Annotated in this window: 16 protein-coding genes; 7 read left to right on the plus strand and 9 right to left on the minus strand. The window is 66.8% G+C overall.

The features are described 5' to 3' along the window. Window positions 1–200: 200 nt before the first annotated feature. The 3 genes from LGR54_RS11495 (at window position 201) to purN (ending at window position 3,235) form a co-directional block, all read left to right on the plus strand. Window positions 201–1,346 carry a benzoate/H(+) symporter BenE family transporter gene (locus LGR54_RS11495; RefSeq protein WP_230362486.1) on the plus strand — a complete coding sequence of 382 codons (1,146 nt, stop codon included), beginning with the start codon at window positions 201–203 and terminating at the stop codon, window positions 1,344–1,346. 102 nt (window positions 1,347–1,448) lie between these two features. Further along, window positions 1,449–2,528 (plus strand): phosphoribosylformylglycinamidine cyclo-ligase, encoded by a 1,080-nt coding sequence (gene purM, locus LGR54_RS11500; protein ID WP_230362110.1) that lies wholly within the window; start codon window positions 1,449–1,451, stop codon window positions 2,526–2,528. A gap of 14 nt (window positions 2,529–2,542) precedes the next feature. Further along, complete coding sequence (gene purN / locus LGR54_RS11505) at window positions 2,543–3,235, plus strand: phosphoribosylglycinamide formyltransferase (RefSeq protein ID WP_370638189.1); 693 nt, start codon at window positions 2,543–2,545, stop codon at window positions 3,233–3,235. A gap of 7 nt (window positions 3,236–3,242) precedes the next feature. On the opposite strand, the gene LGR54_RS11510 is transcribed toward purN, so the two are convergent. The 5 genes from LGR54_RS11510 to ndk all read right to left on the minus strand — a co-directional run bounded on the left by LGR54_RS11510 (window position 3,243) and on the right by ndk (window position 9,409). After that, window positions 3,243–4,031 (minus strand): cyclase family protein, encoded by a 789-nt coding sequence (locus tag LGR54_RS11510; protein ID WP_230362111.1) that lies wholly within the window; start codon window positions 4,029–4,031, stop codon window positions 3,243–3,245. Between the two features lie 750 nt (window positions 4,032–4,781). Then, window positions 4,782–6,929 (minus strand): molybdopterin-dependent oxidoreductase, encoded by a 2,148-nt coding sequence (locus LGR54_RS11515; protein WP_230362112.1) that lies wholly within the window; start codon window positions 6,927–6,929, stop codon window positions 4,782–4,784. A gap of 62 nt (window positions 6,930–6,991) precedes the next feature. Next, a complete protein-coding gene (locus tag LGR54_RS11520) occupies window positions 6,992–7,744 on the minus strand; it encodes a TerC family protein (RefSeq protein ID WP_230362113.1) in 753 nt (250 codons plus the stop codon). 166 nt (window positions 7,745–7,910) lie between these two features. After that, the gene (locus tag LGR54_RS11525) at window positions 7,911–8,618 is read right to left on the minus strand and encodes a TerC family protein (protein WP_230362114.1); all 708 of its coding nucleotides are present in this window, start codon (window positions 8,616–8,618) and stop codon (window positions 7,911–7,913) included. Window positions 8,619–8,986: 368 nt separating this feature from the next. Then, window positions 8,987–9,409, minus strand: a complete 423-nt coding sequence (gene ndk / locus LGR54_RS11530) for a nucleoside-diphosphate kinase (RefSeq protein ID WP_230362115.1) — start codon at window positions 9,407–9,409, stop codon at window positions 8,987–8,989. A gap of 311 nt (window positions 9,410–9,720) precedes the next feature. On the opposite strand from ndk, the gene LGR54_RS11535 reads away from it, so the two are divergent. Continuing rightward, window positions 9,721–9,939, plus strand: a complete 219-nt coding sequence (locus tag LGR54_RS11535; protein WP_230362116.1) for a hypothetical protein — start codon at window positions 9,721–9,723, stop codon at window positions 9,937–9,939. Window positions 9,940–10,360: 421 nt separating this feature from the next. On the opposite strand, the gene LGR54_RS11540 is transcribed toward LGR54_RS11535, so the two are convergent. Further along, window positions 10,361–11,053, minus strand: a complete 693-nt coding sequence (locus tag LGR54_RS11540; RefSeq protein WP_230362117.1) for an MIP family channel protein — start codon at window positions 11,051–11,053, stop codon at window positions 10,361–10,363. Between the two features lie 146 nt (window positions 11,054–11,199). On the opposite strand from LGR54_RS11540, the gene LGR54_RS11545 reads away from it, so the two are divergent. Both LGR54_RS11545 and LGR54_RS11550 read left to right on the plus strand, forming a co-directional pair. Beyond that, window positions 11,200–11,718: a DinB family protein gene (locus tag LGR54_RS11545; protein WP_230362118.1), complete on the plus strand. Its 519-nt coding sequence runs from the start codon at window positions 11,200–11,202 to the stop codon at window positions 11,716–11,718. A gap of 75 nt (window positions 11,719–11,793) precedes the next feature. Then, window positions 11,794–13,668, plus strand: a complete 1,875-nt coding sequence (locus LGR54_RS11550) for an ABC-F family ATP-binding cassette domain-containing protein (protein WP_230362119.1) — start codon at window positions 11,794–11,796, stop codon at window positions 13,666–13,668. A gap of 416 nt (window positions 13,669–14,084) precedes the next feature. Here the strand turns inward: LGR54_RS11550 and LGR54_RS11555 are convergent, their stop codons facing one another. The 3 genes from LGR54_RS11555 to LGR54_RS11565 all read right to left on the minus strand — a co-directional run bounded on the left by LGR54_RS11555 (window position 14,085) and on the right by LGR54_RS11565 (window position 17,658). Continuing rightward, a complete protein-coding gene (locus LGR54_RS11555) occupies window positions 14,085–15,326 on the minus strand; it encodes a porin (protein WP_230362120.1) in 1,242 nt (413 codons plus the stop codon). A gap of 362 nt (window positions 15,327–15,688) precedes the next feature. Next, window positions 15,689–16,135, minus strand: a complete 447-nt coding sequence (locus LGR54_RS11560; RefSeq protein ID WP_230362121.1) for a DNA polymerase III subunit chi — start codon at window positions 16,133–16,135, stop codon at window positions 15,689–15,691. A gap of 14 nt (window positions 16,136–16,149) precedes the next feature. Next, entirely contained in the window at window positions 16,150–17,658 is a 1,509-nt protein-coding gene (locus LGR54_RS11565; protein ID WP_230362122.1) for a leucyl aminopeptidase, read from the minus strand. Between the two features lie 223 nt (window positions 17,659–17,881). Between LGR54_RS11565 and lptF the strand changes: the two genes are divergently transcribed. After that, the gene (gene lptF, locus LGR54_RS11570; RefSeq protein WP_230362123.1) at window positions 17,882–19,039 is read left to right on the plus strand and encodes an LPS export ABC transporter permease LptF; all 1,158 of its coding nucleotides are present in this window, start codon (window positions 17,882–17,884) and stop codon (window positions 19,037–19,039) included. The last annotated feature ends 10 nt before the right edge of the window (window positions 19,040–19,049 follow it).

Below are 19,049 nucleotides of genomic sequence, written 5' to 3' on the forward strand. Positions count from 1 at the left end.
CGATCGCCGCCGCCGCGATCGCGGGATCCGGTCCCGCCCGGCGTGACGCCGCCGCGCCGGCATGGCACAAGCGATGGACCGCAATCTTCTCGTTCTCCGCCCTCGTACCCATCCTCGCCTCCCCGCCGTCCCGCCGCCTGCCGTGGTGCCCGCCCATGCACGCCCCCGCCCAAACCCCGCCCGCCCCTCCTGCCCCCGCCCTGCGCGCCTCGGTCGTCACCTCCGCCGTCGTCGCGGCGCTGGTCGGCTTCGGCGGCACGCTCGCCCTCATCGTCGCCGCCGCCCAGGCGGTCGGGTCGAGCCCGGCGCAGACCTCCTCGGCGGTGATCGGCCTCTGCCTGTCTATGGCGGCGACCTCCGCCTTTCTCGGCTGGCGCTTCCGCATGCCGATCATCACCGCGTGGTCGACACCCGGCGCGGCGCTGGTGGCCGGCTCGCACGGGCTCACCCCCTCGACCGCGGTCGGCGCCTATCTGCTCGTCGCGCTGCTCATCCTCGCCACCGCGGCGGTGAAGCCGCTCGGCGCGCTGGTGCAGCGCCTGCCGGTCGCCATCGCCGCCGCCATGCTGGCCGGCGTGCTGTTCCGCTTCTGCGCCGCCGTGTTCACCTCGGCGCAGGCCGATCCGCTGCTGGTGCTGCCGCTGGTGGTGCTGTTCCTCGTCGCCCGGCGCATCAGCCCGTTCGGCGCGGTGCTGGCGATCCTGGCGCTCGGCATCGCCTTCGCCTTCTTCCTCGGCCGCGTCGGGCCGCTGCCGGACGCCATCCCGGCCCCCGCGCTCACATTCATCTGGCCGCAATTCGACATGGAGGCGCTGATCGGCGTCGGCGTGCCGCTCTACATCGTCACCATGGCCTCGCAGAACCTGCCCGGCCTCGCGGTGCTGCAGGCCGCCGGCTACCGGCCGCCGACCCCGCCGATCCTCGCCGTCACCGGCCTGTCCTCGCTGGTCACCGCCTTCTTTGGCTCGCTCACCTCGAACCTCGCCGCCATCACCGCCTCGATCTGCACCGGGCCGGACACCCATCCCGATCCGGCCAAGCGCTGGCTGGCGAGCCCGTTCTACGCCTTGTCCTATCTGGTGCTGGCCGCCGGCGGCGCCTCGCTGGTGGCGCTGATCGCCGCGCTGCCGCCCGGCCTCATCGCCGCCTTCGCCGGCCTCGCTTTGCTCGGGCCGCTGGTGAACGCGCTCGGCACCGCCATGGCGGATGCGCCCCGCCGTTTCCCGGCGGTGCTGACGCTGGCGGTGACCGCCTCCGGCGTGTCGATGCTCGGCATCGGCTCCGCCTTCTGGGGCCTCGCCGCCGGGCTCGCCGCGCTCGGCATCGACCGCGCCGGCCATCGCTGAGGCCGCACACAAGCACCCGCGCGGGGATCGGCGCGGCCGCCTCGGCTTGCCCCACGCCCGATAAGCGGCTAATCCGCGTGCTTTCCGATGAAGGGGCGCAACATGAGCGGCAACGGGCAGGGTCTCAGCTATCGCGACGCGGGCGTCGACATCGATGCCGGCAACCGGCTCGTCGACCTGATCAAGCCGCTGGTGAAGGCCACCCGCCGGCCCGGCGCCGATGCCGATATCGGCGGCTTCGGCGGCGTGTTCGATCCCAAGGCCGCCGGCTTCAAGGATCCCTTGATCGTCGCCACCACCGACGGCGTCGGCACCAAGCTGAAGATCGCCATCGAGACCGGCCGCCACGACACCATCGGCATCGACCTCGTCGCCATGTGCGTCAACGACCTCGTGGTGCAGGGCGCCGAGCCGCTGTTCTTCCTCGACTATTTCGCCACCGGCAAGCTCGCCCCCGAGGTCGGCGCCAAGATCGTCACCGGCATCGCCAAGGGCTGCACCGAATCCGGCTGCGCGCTGATCGGCGGCGAGACCGCCGAGATGCCCGGCATGTATGCCGAGGGCGACTACGACCTCGCCGGCTTCTCGGTCGGCGCGGTGGAGCGCGGCGAGCTGCTGCCGCGAGCGGATATCGCGCCGGGCGACGTGCTGCTCGGCCTCGCCTCCTCCGGGGTGCATTCCAACGGCTATTCGCTGGTGCGCCGCATCGTCGAATTGTCCGGCCTGTCTTGGGACGCCCCGGCGCCGTTCCACGCCGGCCAGACCGTCGGCGAGGCGCTGCTCACCCCGACGCGGCTCTATGTGAAGCCGGCGCTGTCGGTCATCCGCGAGACCGGCAAGGTGAAGGCGCTCGCCCACATCACCGGCGGCGGCCTCACCGAGAACCTGCCCCGCGTGCTGCCCAAGGGCACCATCGGCCGCATCGACCTCGACGGCCTGCCGGTGCCGCCCGTGTTCCGCTGGCTGGCCCAGACCGGCGGCGTCGCGGCCGAGGAGATGCTGCGCGCCTTCAACTGCGGCATCGGCATGGTGGTGGTCTGCGCCTGCGAGCATGCCGAGACGGTGGCCGATGCCTTCGCCGACCAGGGCGAAGAGGTGATCCACCTCGGCGCCATCGAGCCCGGCGAGGGCGCGGCGCATGTCGTCTATGACGGCGCGCTCGACCTCGCCTGCCCGCTCTGAGCGGAGAACCGGACGTGGCAAGCTCCCGCACCGGCGCCCCCCGCATTGCCGTGCTGATCTCCGGGCGTGGCTCCAACATGATGTCGCTGATCGAGGCGGCGGCGGTGCCCGGCTTTCCCGGCGAAATCGCCTGCGTGATCTCCAACCGGCCAGACGCGCACGGCCTCAACCGGGCGCAGGCCTGCAACATCCCGGTCCGCGCCATCGACCACATGCTGTTCCGCGACGAGGCCGGCAAGCCGGACCGCGCCGCCTTCGACGCCGCCCTCGACGCCGCGCTGGAAGCCGAGGAGATCGACTTCGTCTGCCTCGCCGGCTTCATGCGGCTGCTCACCCCCGGCTTCACCCGCAAATGGCAGGGCCGGATGATCAACATCCACCCCGCTTTGCTGCCGAGCTTCAAGGGGCTGCACACTCATGAGCGGGCGCTGGCCGAGGGCGTGAAGATCCACGGCTGCACCGTGCATTTCGTCACGCCGGAGATGGATGTCGGCCCGATCATCATGCAGGCTGCCGTCCCGGTGCTGGAGGGCGACACGCCCGAGGCGCTCGGCGCCCGGGTGCTCAGGCAGGAGCACGTCATCTACCCGGCAGCCCTGCGCCTCGTCTGCGAGGGTCGCACCCGCATCGACGGCAGCGTCGTGCGCGTCGACGAATTCGAGCTCGACGCCCACGCTCTGGTGGTGCCGCCGGCGGCGGTCGGCTGAGCCCGGCTCAGTCGTAGAGCAGCGCCACCACCCGCGCCGGCGCCGCCGAGGCGCCCTTGATGCGCAGCGGGAACACCGCGACGTCGAAGCCGTGTGTCGGTAGCTGGCCGAGCCCGGCCAGTTGCTCCATGTGCCAATAGGGCTTGCGCCTTCCCACCAGATGCGCGGCCCAGAAGACCTCGCGGTCGTTCTCCGCTCGGCTGCGGCGGATCTGGTGGTGCAGCGGCACGTCCCAGCCCCATTGGTCGATGCCCATCACCTTCACGCCGTGGTCGATCAGCCATTCGGTGGCGGCGGCGCTCATGCCGGTGCCCAGCGTCCAGTAGTCCCGCCTGCCGAGGAAGCGGTCGCGCCCTGTGCGGATCAGCGCGATGGTGCCCGGCCCGACGCTCGCCCCGCTGGCCGCGAGACTGGCTTCGATATCGGCGACGGTGATCTCCTCGCCCTCGCTTTTGTGGGTCATGTCTAACACCACGCCCGGCCCGAAGCCGAGTTCGAGCGGCATCGCTTCGATGCTCGGCAGCCGCCGGCCCTCGGCATCGGTCGGGCCGTAATGCCAGGGCGCGTCGATATGGGTGGTGGCGTGCACGCCGAGGCGGGTGATGACATCGTCCGCCCAGCCGGCGAAAGCGCGGGGAAACAGCCGGAACGGCAGCTTGCCGACGAGACGCACCAGCCAACGCGCGCGACCATGCGGGCGATGGGTGATCTTCACCCGCATGAAGGCGGGGTCGGCCGGATTGTCGGCGATTTCTCGCGAGAGATCGACGATTCGCGAAGGGCGCAGCCCGGTCATTGCTCACATCAGTGCGGGTGCGCGCCGGATGGCGGCGACGCAGCCTGCCGATTAGCCGAGGCCGGCGCCGGCGTCTTGCACGTTCCCACCGTGCCCCGCTGGAAAGCGCCTCCCCTGTCATCCCGGACCACCCACGGGAACGAACCAAGTCGCTTTCCCGAAGGCATCATCCCGAAGAGGTCGTCCCGGACGGTCCGCGGGGCCGATCCGGCATCGCGCAGACATTGGCGAGCGATCCCGGCTCGAAGCTGCACTTTGGCCGGAATGACGGCGAACGGCCGGCTCCCGATGTCGCTCCTGTGCCGAGGGCCTGACCCGAAACGCGACTTCCACCAGTTGCATCCTCATCCTGAGGCGCCCGACCATCGGCCGGGCTTTGAGGGATGCGCGTCCGGGTGCGCTTTACCGAACATCCTTCGAGGCTCATGGAGCCTGTCCTTGGGTTTGCCGGAGGCCAGACCCGAGGGCTCGCACCCGAGTATCTGACCCGTCATTGCCGCAAGAGCGGCAAAGCCCCCTCTCCCGGCGGGGGGTGGGGTGAGGGGTCTCCAACGCTCCGCAATGTCGTCCCCCTCATCGACCCGCTTTGCGGGCCCTCTCTCCCCATTGGGGAGAGGTCGTCAGGAATTGCGGATCAGGCGCTCTCAGGACGAGGGGGACTTTGGGCTTCAAGGGGCTTCAAGGGCAGACGACAAGCGCACCTCGAAGCACGCAGGCCCTCCCCGCCCCGGCAAACCGTGCGAGAGAGCCCTACCCCACCCGCGCGATGCGCACCCGGTTGTCGTGCAGCGCCGCGCCGCCCACCGGCGCCACCGGGTCGGCGCCGGTCAGCGTGTTGATGCCCCGCCCGCCGACGTGCTTGCCGTTCGGCCAGATCGATTCCGCCACCACCACGCCGCGCCGCAGCCCGTCGAAGATCGCCGCGTGCAAGGTCACCGTGCCGCGCGCGCTGGTCACCCGCACCTCGTCCTCGTCGGCGATCCCGAGCCCGGCGGCATCGTCGGGGTGGATCATCAGCGTCGGCCGCTTCTCGCGGGCCAGCGAGCCGGGGGTCTCGGTGAAGGTGGAGTTGAGGAAGCTGCGTGCCGGCGCCGTCACCAGCCGGAACGGGTACTCCTCCGTCGCCTCCTCGATCACCGCCCAATGGTCGGGGAACGCCGGCATGTCCGCCACCGGCCCGAACTTCCCCGGCGATTTGAACGGCACCTTGGCCCAGTCCGGCTTCAGCCGGAACTTGCCGTCCGGCCAGGAGAAGCCCTTGAGGAAGTGCGCCGTCTCGAAATCCGGCTGCACGTCGATGAAGTGCTTCGCCTCCAGGTCCTCGACCGTGCCGCGCCCGGTTGCCTGCAGCGTCCAGTCGACGATCTCGCGCGAGCTCATCTCGAAGCCGCGATGCCGCGCCCCAAGCCGCTCGGCCAGCGCGCAGATCACCTCGTGGTTGGAGCGACACTCGCCCGGCGGGTCCACCAGCTTGGGACCGAGGGTGACATACTGGTTGCCGCCGCCCTGATAGATGTCGTCATGCTCGGTGAACATGGTGGCCGGCAGCACGATGTCGGCCATGACCGCCGTCTCGGTCATGAACTGCTCGTGCACGACGACGAACAGGTCCTCGCGGGCGAAGCCGGCGCGCACCTTCTCCTGCTCGGGGGCGATGGTCACCGGGTTGGTGTTCTGGATCAGCATGGCGGTCACCGGGGGACCGCCGGCCAGCGCCTCCTGCTCGCCGCAGAGAATGGCACCGATGCGCGACTGATCGAGCTGGCGCGTCGCTCTGGCCTCACCGGTCACCCGATCAGTCTGACCATACACCTCACCGGACAGCAGGTCGGTGCCTTCGATCAGGCTCTTGTTCCAGCCGAAGATCGCCGAATTGGAGTGGAAGGCGCCGCCGCCCTCATGCTGCCAGGCGCCGGTAACGGTCGGGATGCAGGTGACGGCATGCATGTTCACCGCGCCGTTGCGCGAGCGGGTGAAACCGTAGCCGGCACGGATGAATGTCTTCGGCGTCCGCCCGACAAGTCGAGCGAAATCAATGATTTCCGAGGCCGGAAGCCCGGTGATCGCGCTCGCCCATTCCGGGGTTTTGCCTTCGAGATGCGCCTCGAAACCCTCGGCGTCGCGGGCATAGCGGGCGAGATAGGCCCGGTCGGCGAAACCCTCCGCGAACAGCACATGCATGATCGCGCAGGCGAGCGCGCCGTCGGTGCCCGGGCGGATCAGCAGCGGGATATCCGCCTGCTCCATGGTTGGCGAGCGGTATACATCCACCACCGCGATCGGCGCGCCGCGTTCCTTGCGTGCCCTAACCGCATGAGTCATCACATTAATCTGGGTCGAGACCGGATTGGTGCCCCAGATGACGTTGAGATCGGCCCGCCCCATCTCGCGCGGGTCCGGCCCGGACAATCTCCCCGCCCCGGCCATGAAGCCGGACCAGGCCGGATTAACGCAAATGCTTGAAAAGAAACGCGAATATCCCTTGGCATGGGTCAGCCGGTTGATGCCGTCGCGCATGACGAGGCCCATCGTGCCGGCATAGTAATAGGGCCACACCGCCTCCGGCCCGTGCGCCGCCTCGGCTGCGACAAATTTTTCGACAACGATATCAAGCGCTTCGTCCCAGGAGATCGGCTCGAAGGCGCCCGATCCCTTGGGGCCTGTCCGCCGCAGCGGCTGGGTCAGCCGGTCCGGGTGATGCGCCCGCTCGGCATAGCGCGCCACCTTGGCGCAGATCACCCCGGCGGTGAAACTGTTGTCCCGCGAACCGCGCACCCGGCCTATCCTATTGCCGGATATCTCGATTTCCAGCGAGCAGGTGGACGGACAGTCATGCGGGCAAGCCGAATGGCCGATACGCACGGACGGGTTCTTCGCAGGGGACGTATGCTGATTCATGAAAAAGCGCTCCGCCACCATCGTAGCGGAGCGCCTGTCTCATTGGAACGGCGTCGGCGGGCTCAGTGCGAGCCGGAAGCCACCGCCTCGGAACGCCGGCTCTTCACGATCCAGCCGAAGGCCACCACGAAAGCCGCGCCGATCGCCGCCGCCAGATAATGCGGCAGCGCAGCTGGCTTCAGCCCCACCGGATCCTCCGGATCGGCAATGGTTTCAACCATTTGCGGCGACATGGTCTGCATCGTCTCAAGCACGATCTTGTCGCTGACCAGCATCTCGCCGGCGATCCAGCCCAGCAGCGCCGCACCGAACCAGATCAGCACCGGGAAGCGCGAGATCAGCTTCAGGATCAGCTGCGAGCCGAAGATGATCAGCGGGATGGTGAGCAGCAGGCCGAAGATGAACAGCTCGGCATGGCCGCGCGCCGCGGCGGCGATCGCCACCACATTGTCGAGGCTCATCACCGCGTCGGCGATGGCGATGGTGCGCACCGCCTTCCACAGGCTGTCGGCGCTCTCGACATGGTGGCCTTCGCCACCCTCGTCGAGCACCAGCTTGATGGCGATCCAGAACAGCAGCAGCGCGCCCACCACCTTCAGCAGCGGCACGCCGAGCAGGTAGGAGACGGCCAGCGCGAAGATGATGCGCAGCCCGACAGCAGCAGCAGCGCCGAGCAGAATGCCCCATTTCCGCTGCTTCTCGGGCAGCGAACGGCACGCCAGCGCGATAACGACGGCATTGTCGCCGGACAACAGCAGATCGATCCAGATGATCTGCAACAGCGATACCCAGAATATGGGACTAGTGAAATCCATCGCGTCCTCTCAGGTCGTCAACGTCTCGATGAGTGGAACGATCCCGCTTCGCGCAGGGAATTCTGGCATACGGAATTATCTGTACCAGAACGCTCCCTGCCAACTGAAGGCGCCCGCAACCTTTTCAGGTGCGGGCGCCTCTCAGGCGACGAGATCGCGAAGCTTGTCAGTGCGTCGCGTCGTGCCGCGCCGAACCGGCGCTGATACGCCGGGCCATGAACCAGCCAATCGCCAGCACCAGCGCCGCCCCGAGAGCCGCCGCCGGATATTCGAAGCGGTGCACGAAGGCCTCGCCGAGATATTCGACGATCTTGATGTCCGACACGAACATCTCGCCGGCCACCCAGCCGAGCAGCGCCGCGCCGGCCCATACCAGGGCCGGGAAGCGCGACAGCAGCGACATGATCAGCGCGGCGCCGGCCACGATCATCGGGATCGAGATGACAAGACCGATGGTGATCAGCACCCAGTTGCCGTCGGCAACCGCGGCGATGGCGACCACATTGTCCAGGCTCATCACCAGGTCGGCCACCGCGATGGTGCCGACGGCGCGCCACAGGCTGTCATGCGCCTGCACGCCGCCCTCGCCGTCCTCGCCCTCGGGCACCACCAGATCGACCGCGATATACATCAGCGCCAGCGACCCGACGATGCGCAGCCAGGGCAGGCCGAGCAGCACCGCGATGATCGCGGTGAACACGATACGCATGCCGACCGCCACGCCGGCGCCGAGGATCATGCCCCAGCGGCGCATATTGTCCGGCAGCGACCGGCAGGCCATGGCGATGACGACGGCATTGTCGCCCGATAGCAGCACGTTGATCCAGATGATCTTGACCAACGCGAGCCAGAATAGAGGCTCAAGATAGCTCATATGATTTCCCTCACCGCCCGTCCGCCCGCGGACGAGGCACGATTATGGTTTTCCCTCGGCGTTGGCGCGCCGGTTTACGGTGAGGCAAGAGGAGGTGGCTCCGGCGGGCCCACTCCCGGGCGCTCTTGGCGCGCCAAATCGGCATCCCCGCTGCGGGCCACTTCTCCTGTGGCCGGACCCCCGCAGCGCCCATGTAAGCAACATACATAATAATCGACGAGGTGGCCAACCCCAGGACGGGAAATTTCCTGCCGTAAATGCTGTTGCGCGTGCAACAAGTCTTCGCCGCCGCACAAAAAACAACACCCCGCCCGGCAAGCCGAACGGGGTGCGGTATTAAAGGACGGCGTAGCGAAGGATCGCGACGCTCAGCCGACGATCTCGTTGCCGGAGAAGAACTGCGCGATCTCGATCGCCGCGTTCTCCAGGCTGTCGGAACCGTGAGCGGAGTTCTCGCCGACGGACAGGGCGAAATCCTTGCGGATGGTGCCTTCCGCCGCATTGGCGGGATTGGTGGCGCCCATCACTTCGCGATACTTGGCGACGGCGTTCTCGCCCTCGAGCACCTGCACGACGATCGGCTCGGAGATCATGAACTCCACCAGCTCGCCGAAGAAGGGACGCTCCTTGTGGACGCCATAGAACGTCTCGGCCTGCGCCTTGGTCAGCAGGATGCGCTTCTGCGCGACGATGCGCAGGCCGGCTTTCTCGATGTGGCTGTTGACCGCGCCGGTCAGGTTGCGGCGGGTCGCATCGGGCTTGATGATCGAAAAGGTGCGCTCGAGCGCCATGACGTTCTTTCCTACGTAGGGGGGAAGCAATTTCGCTGCGGCTTATAGCGATGGTGCGCTGCCGCGACAAGATGATGTCGAAGCCACAGGGAACCGTAAAATCCGGTCGATCACGACTTCATGATCGACCCTTGGAACTTTCCCACTCATCCACACGTTAAGACGGCGTTAACGTTGACAACAGGGTAGATACCCTACGTAGCGTTTGACATCGAAAGACGGCGGTGAAGTCGATTTGAATAAATTGGGTCGCAGTTCAAAGACTTAGATGCCGGCGGCACTGTATCCGCCGGGAGGCGGAGGCGTGTGTCATGACGAAGGCTTTTGTCATTGGATCGATTGCGGCCCTGATGGCGCTCACCGCCATCTTTGTGGGTGGAGCCTCTGCCACCGGTTATTTCCGGCCCACACCCGTCGTCAACACCGTAGAGCTTCCGCTTGACCCGATCGCGGGTGATTGCGTGGTGCAAACGCGGTGGGTCAGTGACGCCGGCCAGATGCGACAGGTCGAGCGAGCCGTCTGCTACTGAGAGATTTACGGTTAGGCTCGCGGCATCCCACTCCCCCAAGCCCCACGCGAGCCCATAGCGCCCCGGCTTCTCCCCCAAGAGGCCGGGGCATTTTTTCGCGCGGCTCGCCGGCCTCCCTCACACAGCACGGGATGAATGGCAGCCAACGGAATGTTCAGCCCCTGTTCCGCTGCCGGGTCCTAGCGTGAATCCTGCCGGTCAAGGCCGGCTGACGACGGTGCGATCCGTTTCGCCGACCCCGGATCCGCGCTGATCCGCCCCGGCTCGCCCAGGCGAGCCGGGGCTTTCCATCTTTGCGGCCCAGAACGTCTCAGCCTCGACACCTCCATACCGTCGGGCCACGAGGCAGGCTCGCAAACGCAACGGGCGGCGAACTCGCGTCCACCGCCCATCTCATCTTCCAAAGGCCGGCTGTCGCGGATTAGTCTTCCAGCAGCTTGGCCCGGAACAGCAACCCGGCCAGCAGGGCGCCGATCGGCGGGATCACGATGAACAGCCAGAGCTGCTCGATCGCCTTGCCGCCGACGAACAGCGCCGGACCGATGCTGCGCGCCGGATTGACCGACACACCCGTCACCGGGATGAACACGATGTGGATCATCACCAGCGTCAGGCCGATGGCGAGGCCGGCCACCGGCGTGACGCCGCCCTTGCTGGTCGAACCGAGGATCACCACAAGGAAGACGAAGGTGCCGATCAGTTCGGCAAGGATGGCCGAGCCCGTCCCATAGCCGCCGCCATAGCCCTCGCCCCAGCCATTCTGGCCAAGCCCGGAGGTCGCGAGATCATAGCCGCCGATCTTGCCGGACACGATGAGATAGAGCAGTGCGGCACCGGCGATACCACCCAGCACCTGGGAGACGACATAGCCGACGAGATCGCCGGTCGACAGGCGGCCGGCCGCCCACACGCCGACGCTCACCGCGGGATTGATGTGGCAGCCGGAGATCGGGCCGATGCCATAGGCCATCGTCGCCACCGACAGGCCGAACGCCAAAGCCACCGCAAGGAACCACACAGGTGAAATTGCAGCGAAACCGGTGACCGCGACAGATCCACAACCGAAAAGTACAAGCACGGCCGTGCCGATAAATTCAGCAAGATACTTTTTCATGGTCAGTGCCCCAGGTCGAACGGTATTTTAAAACCGCACGACTCCCAACAATGCCCCCATATGAAGCACATTCCTTGTGGCGCTCGTCGTCAAGTCCAATAATCCCCCGCCAGCCGTCACAAGTCTTGCGTGCAGAGGTGAAGTCGATGACAGCAACACGCTACCTCACCCTATCCCGCTACAACGCCTGGGCGAACCGACGGATCTATCGGGCGGCCGCACAGCTATCGCCACTGCAATTTCGAGAGGATCGCGGCACCTTCTTTCGCTCCGTCCACGGCACGCTCAACCATCTGCTGGTCACGGACCGCATATGGATGAAGCGCTTTACCGGCATGGGCGAGATTGCAGCGCACCTCGACGCCATCCTGTTCGAGGATCTGGACGCTCTCGAGCGCGCCCGCCTCGATGAAGACGCCCGCATCATCACCTTCGCCACCGCGCTTGACGAGCCGGCGCTGGCCGCCGACATCCGCTACGCCAACAGTTCCGGCGCCAGCTTCACCCAGCCGCTCGACACCGCGCTGGACCATTTCTTCAATCACCAGACCCATCATCGCGGACAGACTCATGCGCTGCTGAGCCACTTCCTCGGCAATGTCGGGGCTCCCTCGCTGGATCTCGTCGCCTTCCAGCGCGAGAGCGGACTGGCCACGCCCCTCTGACCTCGCCCGAATGACACAGCCTCCAGTGCGACGCCGCCTCTTGCCCCGGCTCGCGTGGCAAGGCAAAAGGCGCGGGTGATCACCCTCGACGACATATCGCTGCGCCTCGCGGGGCGCCTGCTCATCGACCACGCCTCCGTCGCCATACCGGAAGGCGCGCGGGTGGGGCTTGTCGGCCGCAACGGTGCCGGCAAGACCACGCTGTTCCGCGCCATCACCGGCGAGCTGTCGCTGGAGAGCGGACAGATCCGCATCCCTAACGGCGCCCGCATCGGTCAGGTCGCCCAGGAGGCGCCGGCCGGCCCGGACAAGCTCATCGACGTGGTGCTCGCGGCGGACACCGAACGCGCGCGGCTGATGGCCGAGAGCGCGACCACGACCGATCCGAGCCGGATCGCCGAGATCGAGACCCGTCTGGTCGACATCGACGCCCATGCGGCGCCGGCCCGCGCCGCCCGCATCCTCGCCGGCCTCGGCTTCGACGATGCCGCGCAGCAGCGCCCCTGTTCGGAGTTCTCCGGCGGCTGGCGCATGCGCGTCGCCCTTGCCGCGATCCTGTTCGCCGAACCGGACCTGCTGCTGCTCGACGAGCCGACCAACTATCTCGATCTCGAAGGCACGCTTTGGCTACAGGATTACCTGGCCCACTATCCGCGCACCGTACTAATCGTCAGCCACGACCGCGAACTGCTGAACGAATCCGTCTCCTTCATCCTGCATCTCGACCAGGGCAAGCTGCAGCTCTGGCGCGGCGGCTATGATTCCTTTGAGCGCCAGCGCGCCGAGAAGCTGCTGCAGAACCAGAAGCTGCGCGCCAAGCAGGAAGCCAAGCGCCGGCACATGGAGGCGTTCGTCGAGCGTTTTCGCGCCAAGGCGACCAAGGCCCGGCAGGCCCAGTCGCGGCTGAAGGCGCTGGCACGCATGGAGCCGCTAGCCGAGGAGGCCGGCGAGGCCGCGGCGGCGATCGCGATCCGTCACCCCGAGCGCATTCCCTCGCCGCCCATCCTGACGCTGGACGGTGTGTCGGTCGGCTATGAGCCCGGCAAGCCGATCTTGCGCAACCTCACCTTGCGCATCGACCATGACGACCGCATCGCCCTGCTGGGTCCGAACGGCAACGGCAAGTCGACCTTCGCCAAACTGATTTCCGGCCGGCTCGAGCCGCTGTCCGGTCGGATGGTCCGGGCGGCCGGCCTCGACATCGCCTATCTGGCGCAGCATCAGCTCGACGAGTTGGTGGCGGATGAAAGCGCTTATCATCACGTCCGCCGGCTGATGCCCGACGCCCCGGAAGCGAAGGTGCGCTCGCGAGCGGCCGAGCTGGGGTTCTCCGGCGGCGCCGCCAACACGCCGGTGTCGTCACTGTCGGGCGGCGAGAAGGCGCGGCTGCTGCTCGGGCTCGCCGCGTTCCACGGACCGCATTTGCTGATTCTCGACGAGCCGACCAATCACCTCGACATCGCCGCGCGTCAGGCACTGGTCGAGGCGATCAACGACTATCCCGGCGCGGTGATTCTGGTCAGCCACGACCGCTCGCTGCTCGACGCCTGTGCGGAACAGCTCTGGCTGGTCGCCGACCGCACCGTCGCCCCCTATGACGGCGATCTCGACGAATACCGCAAGCTGGTGCTGCGTCGCTCAGACCGCAAGGACGACCGCGCCGCCCCCAAAGCCGACACCGCCAGGCAGATCGCAGCACGCCGGCGGGCGGAGGCCGCGCCTTTGCGCAAGAAGCTGAAAGACGTCGAGACACGGATGACACGGCTGGAGCGGCAGATCGCCGAGCTCGACGGCCAGCTGGCAGACGCGTCCCTCTATGCCAAGGATCCGCAAAAGGCCGCCGATCTGGCCCGCCAGCGGAGCGAGCAGAGCGGCAAGCTCGGGCTCGAGGAAGAGAGCTGGATCACGCTCTCTTCGGAAATCGACGCGCTGGAAGCCGCCGAGAGCTGAATCCTTCGATACGCCGCCGCCGGCGAACGGGTTTCGCCGCTTCGCCCTTCCCGCTGAATCCGCCGGCTCGCAGTTCGAAACGTGCGGGGCATAGACGCACGCCCTCTACGGTCGAGCGAATGCCGAACGGCAAGCGTTCCGCCCCAAGGCGGCTTAGCGAAATAGATCGCACCTGAAGGACAGTAACGCGGCCGGAAGGCAAGCGTGGCGCCACGCCATCGCCCGGACGAACCGCAGGAGTGACGCAGGTCCCGGCCGAAACCGGCAGCTCCTTCGCGCAACCGCCACCCATTGCGTGCAGCGGGGGGATGGAGAATGTCCAATGAGACCTGTTGGATCAGCCCTCGTCGATGGATGGGCCAAAAAAGAAACCCCGGCGCAAGGCCGGGGTTTCCAAAACTTCAGATCCGAAAGGATCAGAAGGAGCGACGGACCGACAGGATGACCTGCTGGGCGTCCGAGCTGTCGATGTAGGAACCGTAGGGGTTCAGCACCGGGTTGTCGTAGCTGGTCTGGGCGTAGGTGTACTGCGCAACGAAGACCAGGTTCTTGACCGGAGCCCAGTTCAGGCTGCCGCCGAGGCTCCACAGGCTGAAGTCGGAGAAGAACGGATCGGCGCCCGACGGGACGCTGTTCTCGCCGTAGTTGCCATACAGCACGCCGAAGACCTGGGGCGTGAAGTAGTGGGTGAGTTCGGCGGCGACCGTCCAGGCATCACCCGACTGCAGGGTGTTGGTGGCGGCGTTGTAGTACAGGTCCTGAGCCAGCTGGTCAGAGATGGTCGAGTAACCACCGTTGATGCCGGTGTAACCAACCGCGCCGCTGCCGTAGTTGAATTCGACGTACAGAGTGTCACCGTCGCCGAGGGTCGGCAGGTTGAACTTCACGCCGGCCAGAACGGCCCAACCCACGGAGTCATCGGTGCTGATGCCGAAGGGGTCATAGTAGGAGTCGTCCAGCTGACGGATCGCGCCGGCAACCTGGAAGCCGCCCCACTCGCCTTCGTAGTTGATGTTACCGATCAGCGCCGGGATGTCGGGCTGAGTGGTGACGCCGAGGCTGTCGCCGTTCGAACGCGAGGAGTCGTCTTCGATCGAGATCGTGGCCGTGAAGCCGCCGCCGAAGTCAGCGGTGTAGGCAGCCGCGGTCACGTTGCTGTCGGCCGAGATCGCCGGGGAGTCGAAGCCCCAGATGTTGTTGTCGGCGTAGTAGTCGAAGAACGACTGAACCTTACCGAAGGTGAAACCAGCGAACTGGATGTAGCCCTTGTCGAGGTTCAGAGCGGTCGAGTCGCCACCGTCGCCGTAGACGTTGCCGAGACCGTCGCCGTAGGTGGCGCGCAGGTCGATGAACGAACGCAGGGTGCCGTACTCGGTCTGCGTGCGGGCATCCAGACGGAGCGAAGCGCGCGAGCGGAAGTACGAGGACTGGAAGTCCGCGTTGTTCAGGTAGTCGTAGTCCTGGTAGTAATAGTCGGCCTGCACGAAGCCGCCGACCTTCAGGCAGGTATCGGTGCCCGGAATGTAGTAGAAGCCCGCGCCGTAGGTCGAGCAGATCTTCACATATTCCGCAGCCTTCGCCTTCACAGGCAGATCGGCCGCCGCAGCAGTCCCGACCATCGCGAGCCCAGCCACCGAGCCGAGCAGGATATTCTTCATGACCGTCTTCACTTCATTCTCCCCCAAATTGGACAATGTTGGGTTTTCGATTGTCAGGACCCACCGCACGTGAAGCACGGCATCCGCTGAGGATATTGTTTGAATCGGTTTCGGGGCGCAAAGCCAAAGTGCCGGAATTGGGCGAGGACGCGGCATTCCGCGGGCAGGTGTTGCGCACTAGACACAATTTCGAGAGGGCAGCCGGGTAGGAAACGCCCCGGAACGCCGGAACGGAAAGCTTTTTGAAATCAATGGGTAAGCTTAACCGTTTCTTAACGCGCCGCTAAGGTCATCCACAGGCGCCCGGGAGCGGCGGTCCAACCCGCGCCGCATTGGCCCGCGGACGGCTCAGCATTCCTGCCTTACTTGCGCGTCCAGCGCCCCTGGGCATCCTGCTGCCAGTAGGCGACCTCATGGCCGGCCGCGCGCGCGGCCTTCCAGCTATGCCGTGCCCGCTCGATATGGGCGGGCTCGCGGTCGTCGAACATGTGAATCACGCGCAGATAGGGAGAAGCGTCGTCGAGCTCCGCCGCCTCGACGAGAAAGCGGACCTGCGCGCCGTTCGGATTGCTCTCGCCGTCCGTCAGCAGAATCGGCTGGCGATGCGGTTCCGGCTGTCGGTCCGTGCCGTGCGGGAGGAAGGACGCATCGTCATAGGTCCACAGGTGCTGGTCGAGTGCATCGACCCGCTCGGGCGAGGCGGCCTGCACCACGCAGCGCCAGCCTCGCTCCAGGCATTTGAGCAGCAGTTGCGGCAGGGCGGCCTCGAGCGGCCGCTCCTTGAGGTGATAGAAGAAGACCTCCGCCACGACCGCGCCCCGCCTCAGTCCTCGTACTGGCGCGCCACCAGATGGTCGAGCAACCGCACGCCCCAACCCGCGCCCCAGCTGCGGTTGATCTCGCTCGCGGGCGACGACATGCCGGTGCCGGCGATGTCGAGATGCGCCCACGGCACCGAACCGACAAAGCGCTGGAGGAACTGAGCGGCAGTGATCGAGCCGCCGAATCGCCCGCCCGTGTTCTTCATGTCCGCGAACTTCGAATCGATCAGCTTGTCGTATTCGGGAGAAAGCGGCATGCGCCACACCTTCTCGCCAGTATCGAGCCCGGCCTCGTGCAGGCTGGCGGCCAGCGCGTCGTCATTGGAGAACAGCCCGGCATTCTCGGTGCCGAGCGCGACCATGATGGCGCCGGTGAGCGTGGCGAGGTCCACCATGAAGCGCGGCTTGAAGCGCTCCTTCGTGTACCAAAGCACGTCGCCCAGCACGAGGCGCCCCTCGGCGTCGGTGTTGATGATCTCGATCGTCTGGCCGGACATGGAGGTGACGATGTCGCCCGGCCGCTGCGCCTTGCCGTCCGGCATGTTCTCGACGAGCCCGATGACGCCGACGGCGTTCACCTTGGCCTTGCGGCGCGCCAGGGCATGCATCAGGCCGACCACGCAGGCGGCGCCAGCCATGTCGCCCTTCATGTCTTCCATGCCGGCCGCCGGCTTGATGGAAATGCCGCCGGTGTCGAACACCACGCCCTTGCCGATGAAGGCGACCGGCGCGGAATCGCTCTTGGCGCCGCTCCAGCGCATCACCACGACCTGACTTTCCTCGCTGGACCCCTGCCCGACACCGAGCAGCGCACCCATGCCGAGCTTCTTCAGGTCCTTCTCCCCCATCACCTCGACATCCACGCCGACCTTGGCGAGATCCCCGGCGCGGCGGGCGAATTCATTGGGGGTGAGAACGTTGGCCGGCTCGTTGACGAGATCACGGGCGATCACCACGCCCTCGCCGATTCCCTCGCGCTTGCGCCACGCCCGCTTGGCTGCCGCCTCATCCTTTACATAAAGGGTGACGCGCAGCTTGGTCGCCGAATCCTCGGACTTCTTCTTCGTCTTGTAGCGATCGAAGGAATAGGCCCGCAGCCTCAGCCCGAGCGCCACTTCGGCCGCCGCCTGGGCCCCGGCTTCCGCACCCGGCAGATCGACGAGAATGCCGACCTCGCCCGCCGTGTCCGGCAGCTTGCCCATGATCGTGCCGCCCAGCGTCAGCCAGTCGAGCGGCCGGAGCTCGGGCGCCTTGCCGACACCGACGACGAGAAGACGCGGCACGGCGAGCCCGGCCGGCGCGAGAAGGTCGAGGATGGCTCCGCTCTTGCCGTCGAAGCGGTCCGTACTGCCGGCGCGTTCGACGAGATCGCCAGCCGGAGCGACCAGCGCCTCGGTCGCAGCGGACAGACTCGCTCGCCCACCAGCCGCACCCGAAGCGGCCAGCAGCACGCTGAAGCCTTCGAGAGTCGCAGGAAACGGAGCAAAGCTGATCTTCACGCTGTCGGCCATAATCGGGCACCTTTGTACTGGCAGGTTCGAGCCATCGGGTCTGTTTAGACCATTCGCGACGCCACGACGAGGGGCGCCGTCGAACCGGAGTTAACAGCCTCCGGCGTGTCGGCATTTGCACCGGGCGGCGAGCCCGCTTATTCATCGTGGCGAAAGAGGTCGCGCCCCGGAGCGCGATGGTCGCAGGGGGCGTTTCGGAAGGCATGATGAGGAACGCCCGTTGATGACCCGCCTTGACCGCTACGTGTTCCGCTCGGCGGGCATAGCGTTCGCCGGCACGCTTGCCGTGCTGGCCGGCATGATCTGGGTGACCCAGGCGCTGCGCCAGCTCGACATCATGACCACGCAGGGCCAGACCATCCTGGCCTTCGTCTTCATCACCAGCCTCGCTTTGCCGGCACTGGTGCTGGCGCTGGCGCCCGCCGCGCTGTTCCTCGCGGTCGCCCACACCCTGTTCCGCATGAACAGCGATTCGGAGATCGTCGTCTCCAGCGCGGCCGGCATCTCGACCATCCGCTTCCTCCGGCCGCTGATCATCCTCGCCGTCCTCGTCGCCGCGCTGTGCACCGCCCTTTCCATGGAGCTGGTGCCGGCGGCGCTGCGGCAGTTTCGTTATGAGATCACGCGCGTGCGCGCGGACGTGGTCGCCTTCATCGCGCAGCCCGGCCGCTTCACCACCCTGGCGCCAGGCATGGTGTTCAACGTGCGCGAGCGCAACGCGACCGGCGTGCTGGGCGGCATCTTCATCAACGACGCGCGCAATCCAGAGGAGATCAGCACCTATCTCGCCGACCGCGGACAGATCGTGGATACCGAGAAGGGCACCTTCCTCATCCTCGAGGAGGGCGCGATCCACCGCCGCACCCCCGGCAAGCCGGACAGCAACGTCGTCGAATTCCAGCGCTATGCCTTCGACCTGTCGCCGTTCACCGCCGGCAGCGACAGCCCGGTCTACCGCGCGCCGGAGCGCAGCTTCCGCGAATTGCTGAACCCGCCCGCCGACGATCCTGCTTATAAGAGCGATCCCGGCCGGTTCACCGAAGAGATCCACCGCCGGCTGTCGCTGCCGCTCTATGTCCTGGCCTTCTTCGGTATCGCAGTCGCCGCGCTCGCCGAACCGCGCACCACCCGCGAAGGGCGTGGGCTCGCTTTGGCCGCCACCGCCCCCTTCGTCATCGCGCTGCAGGTGATCAGCTTCGGCCTCATCCAGCAGGTACGCAACAATCCGGCGTTGGTGCCGTTCGTCTATCTGGTGCCGCTCATCGTCATCGCCGGTTCGGCCCTGCTGCTCAGCGGCCGGTTCAAGCCGCGCATGCCGGAGGCGATTCGGCGCCGGCTCGATGCCCTCGCCCAGCGCGTCGTGCGCGAGACGGTGAACTGAACCGCATGTG

The organism is Ancylobacter sp. Lp-2, assembly GCF_020523795.1.
GTDB lineage: Bacteria > Pseudomonadota > Alphaproteobacteria > Rhizobiales > Xanthobacteraceae > Ancylobacter.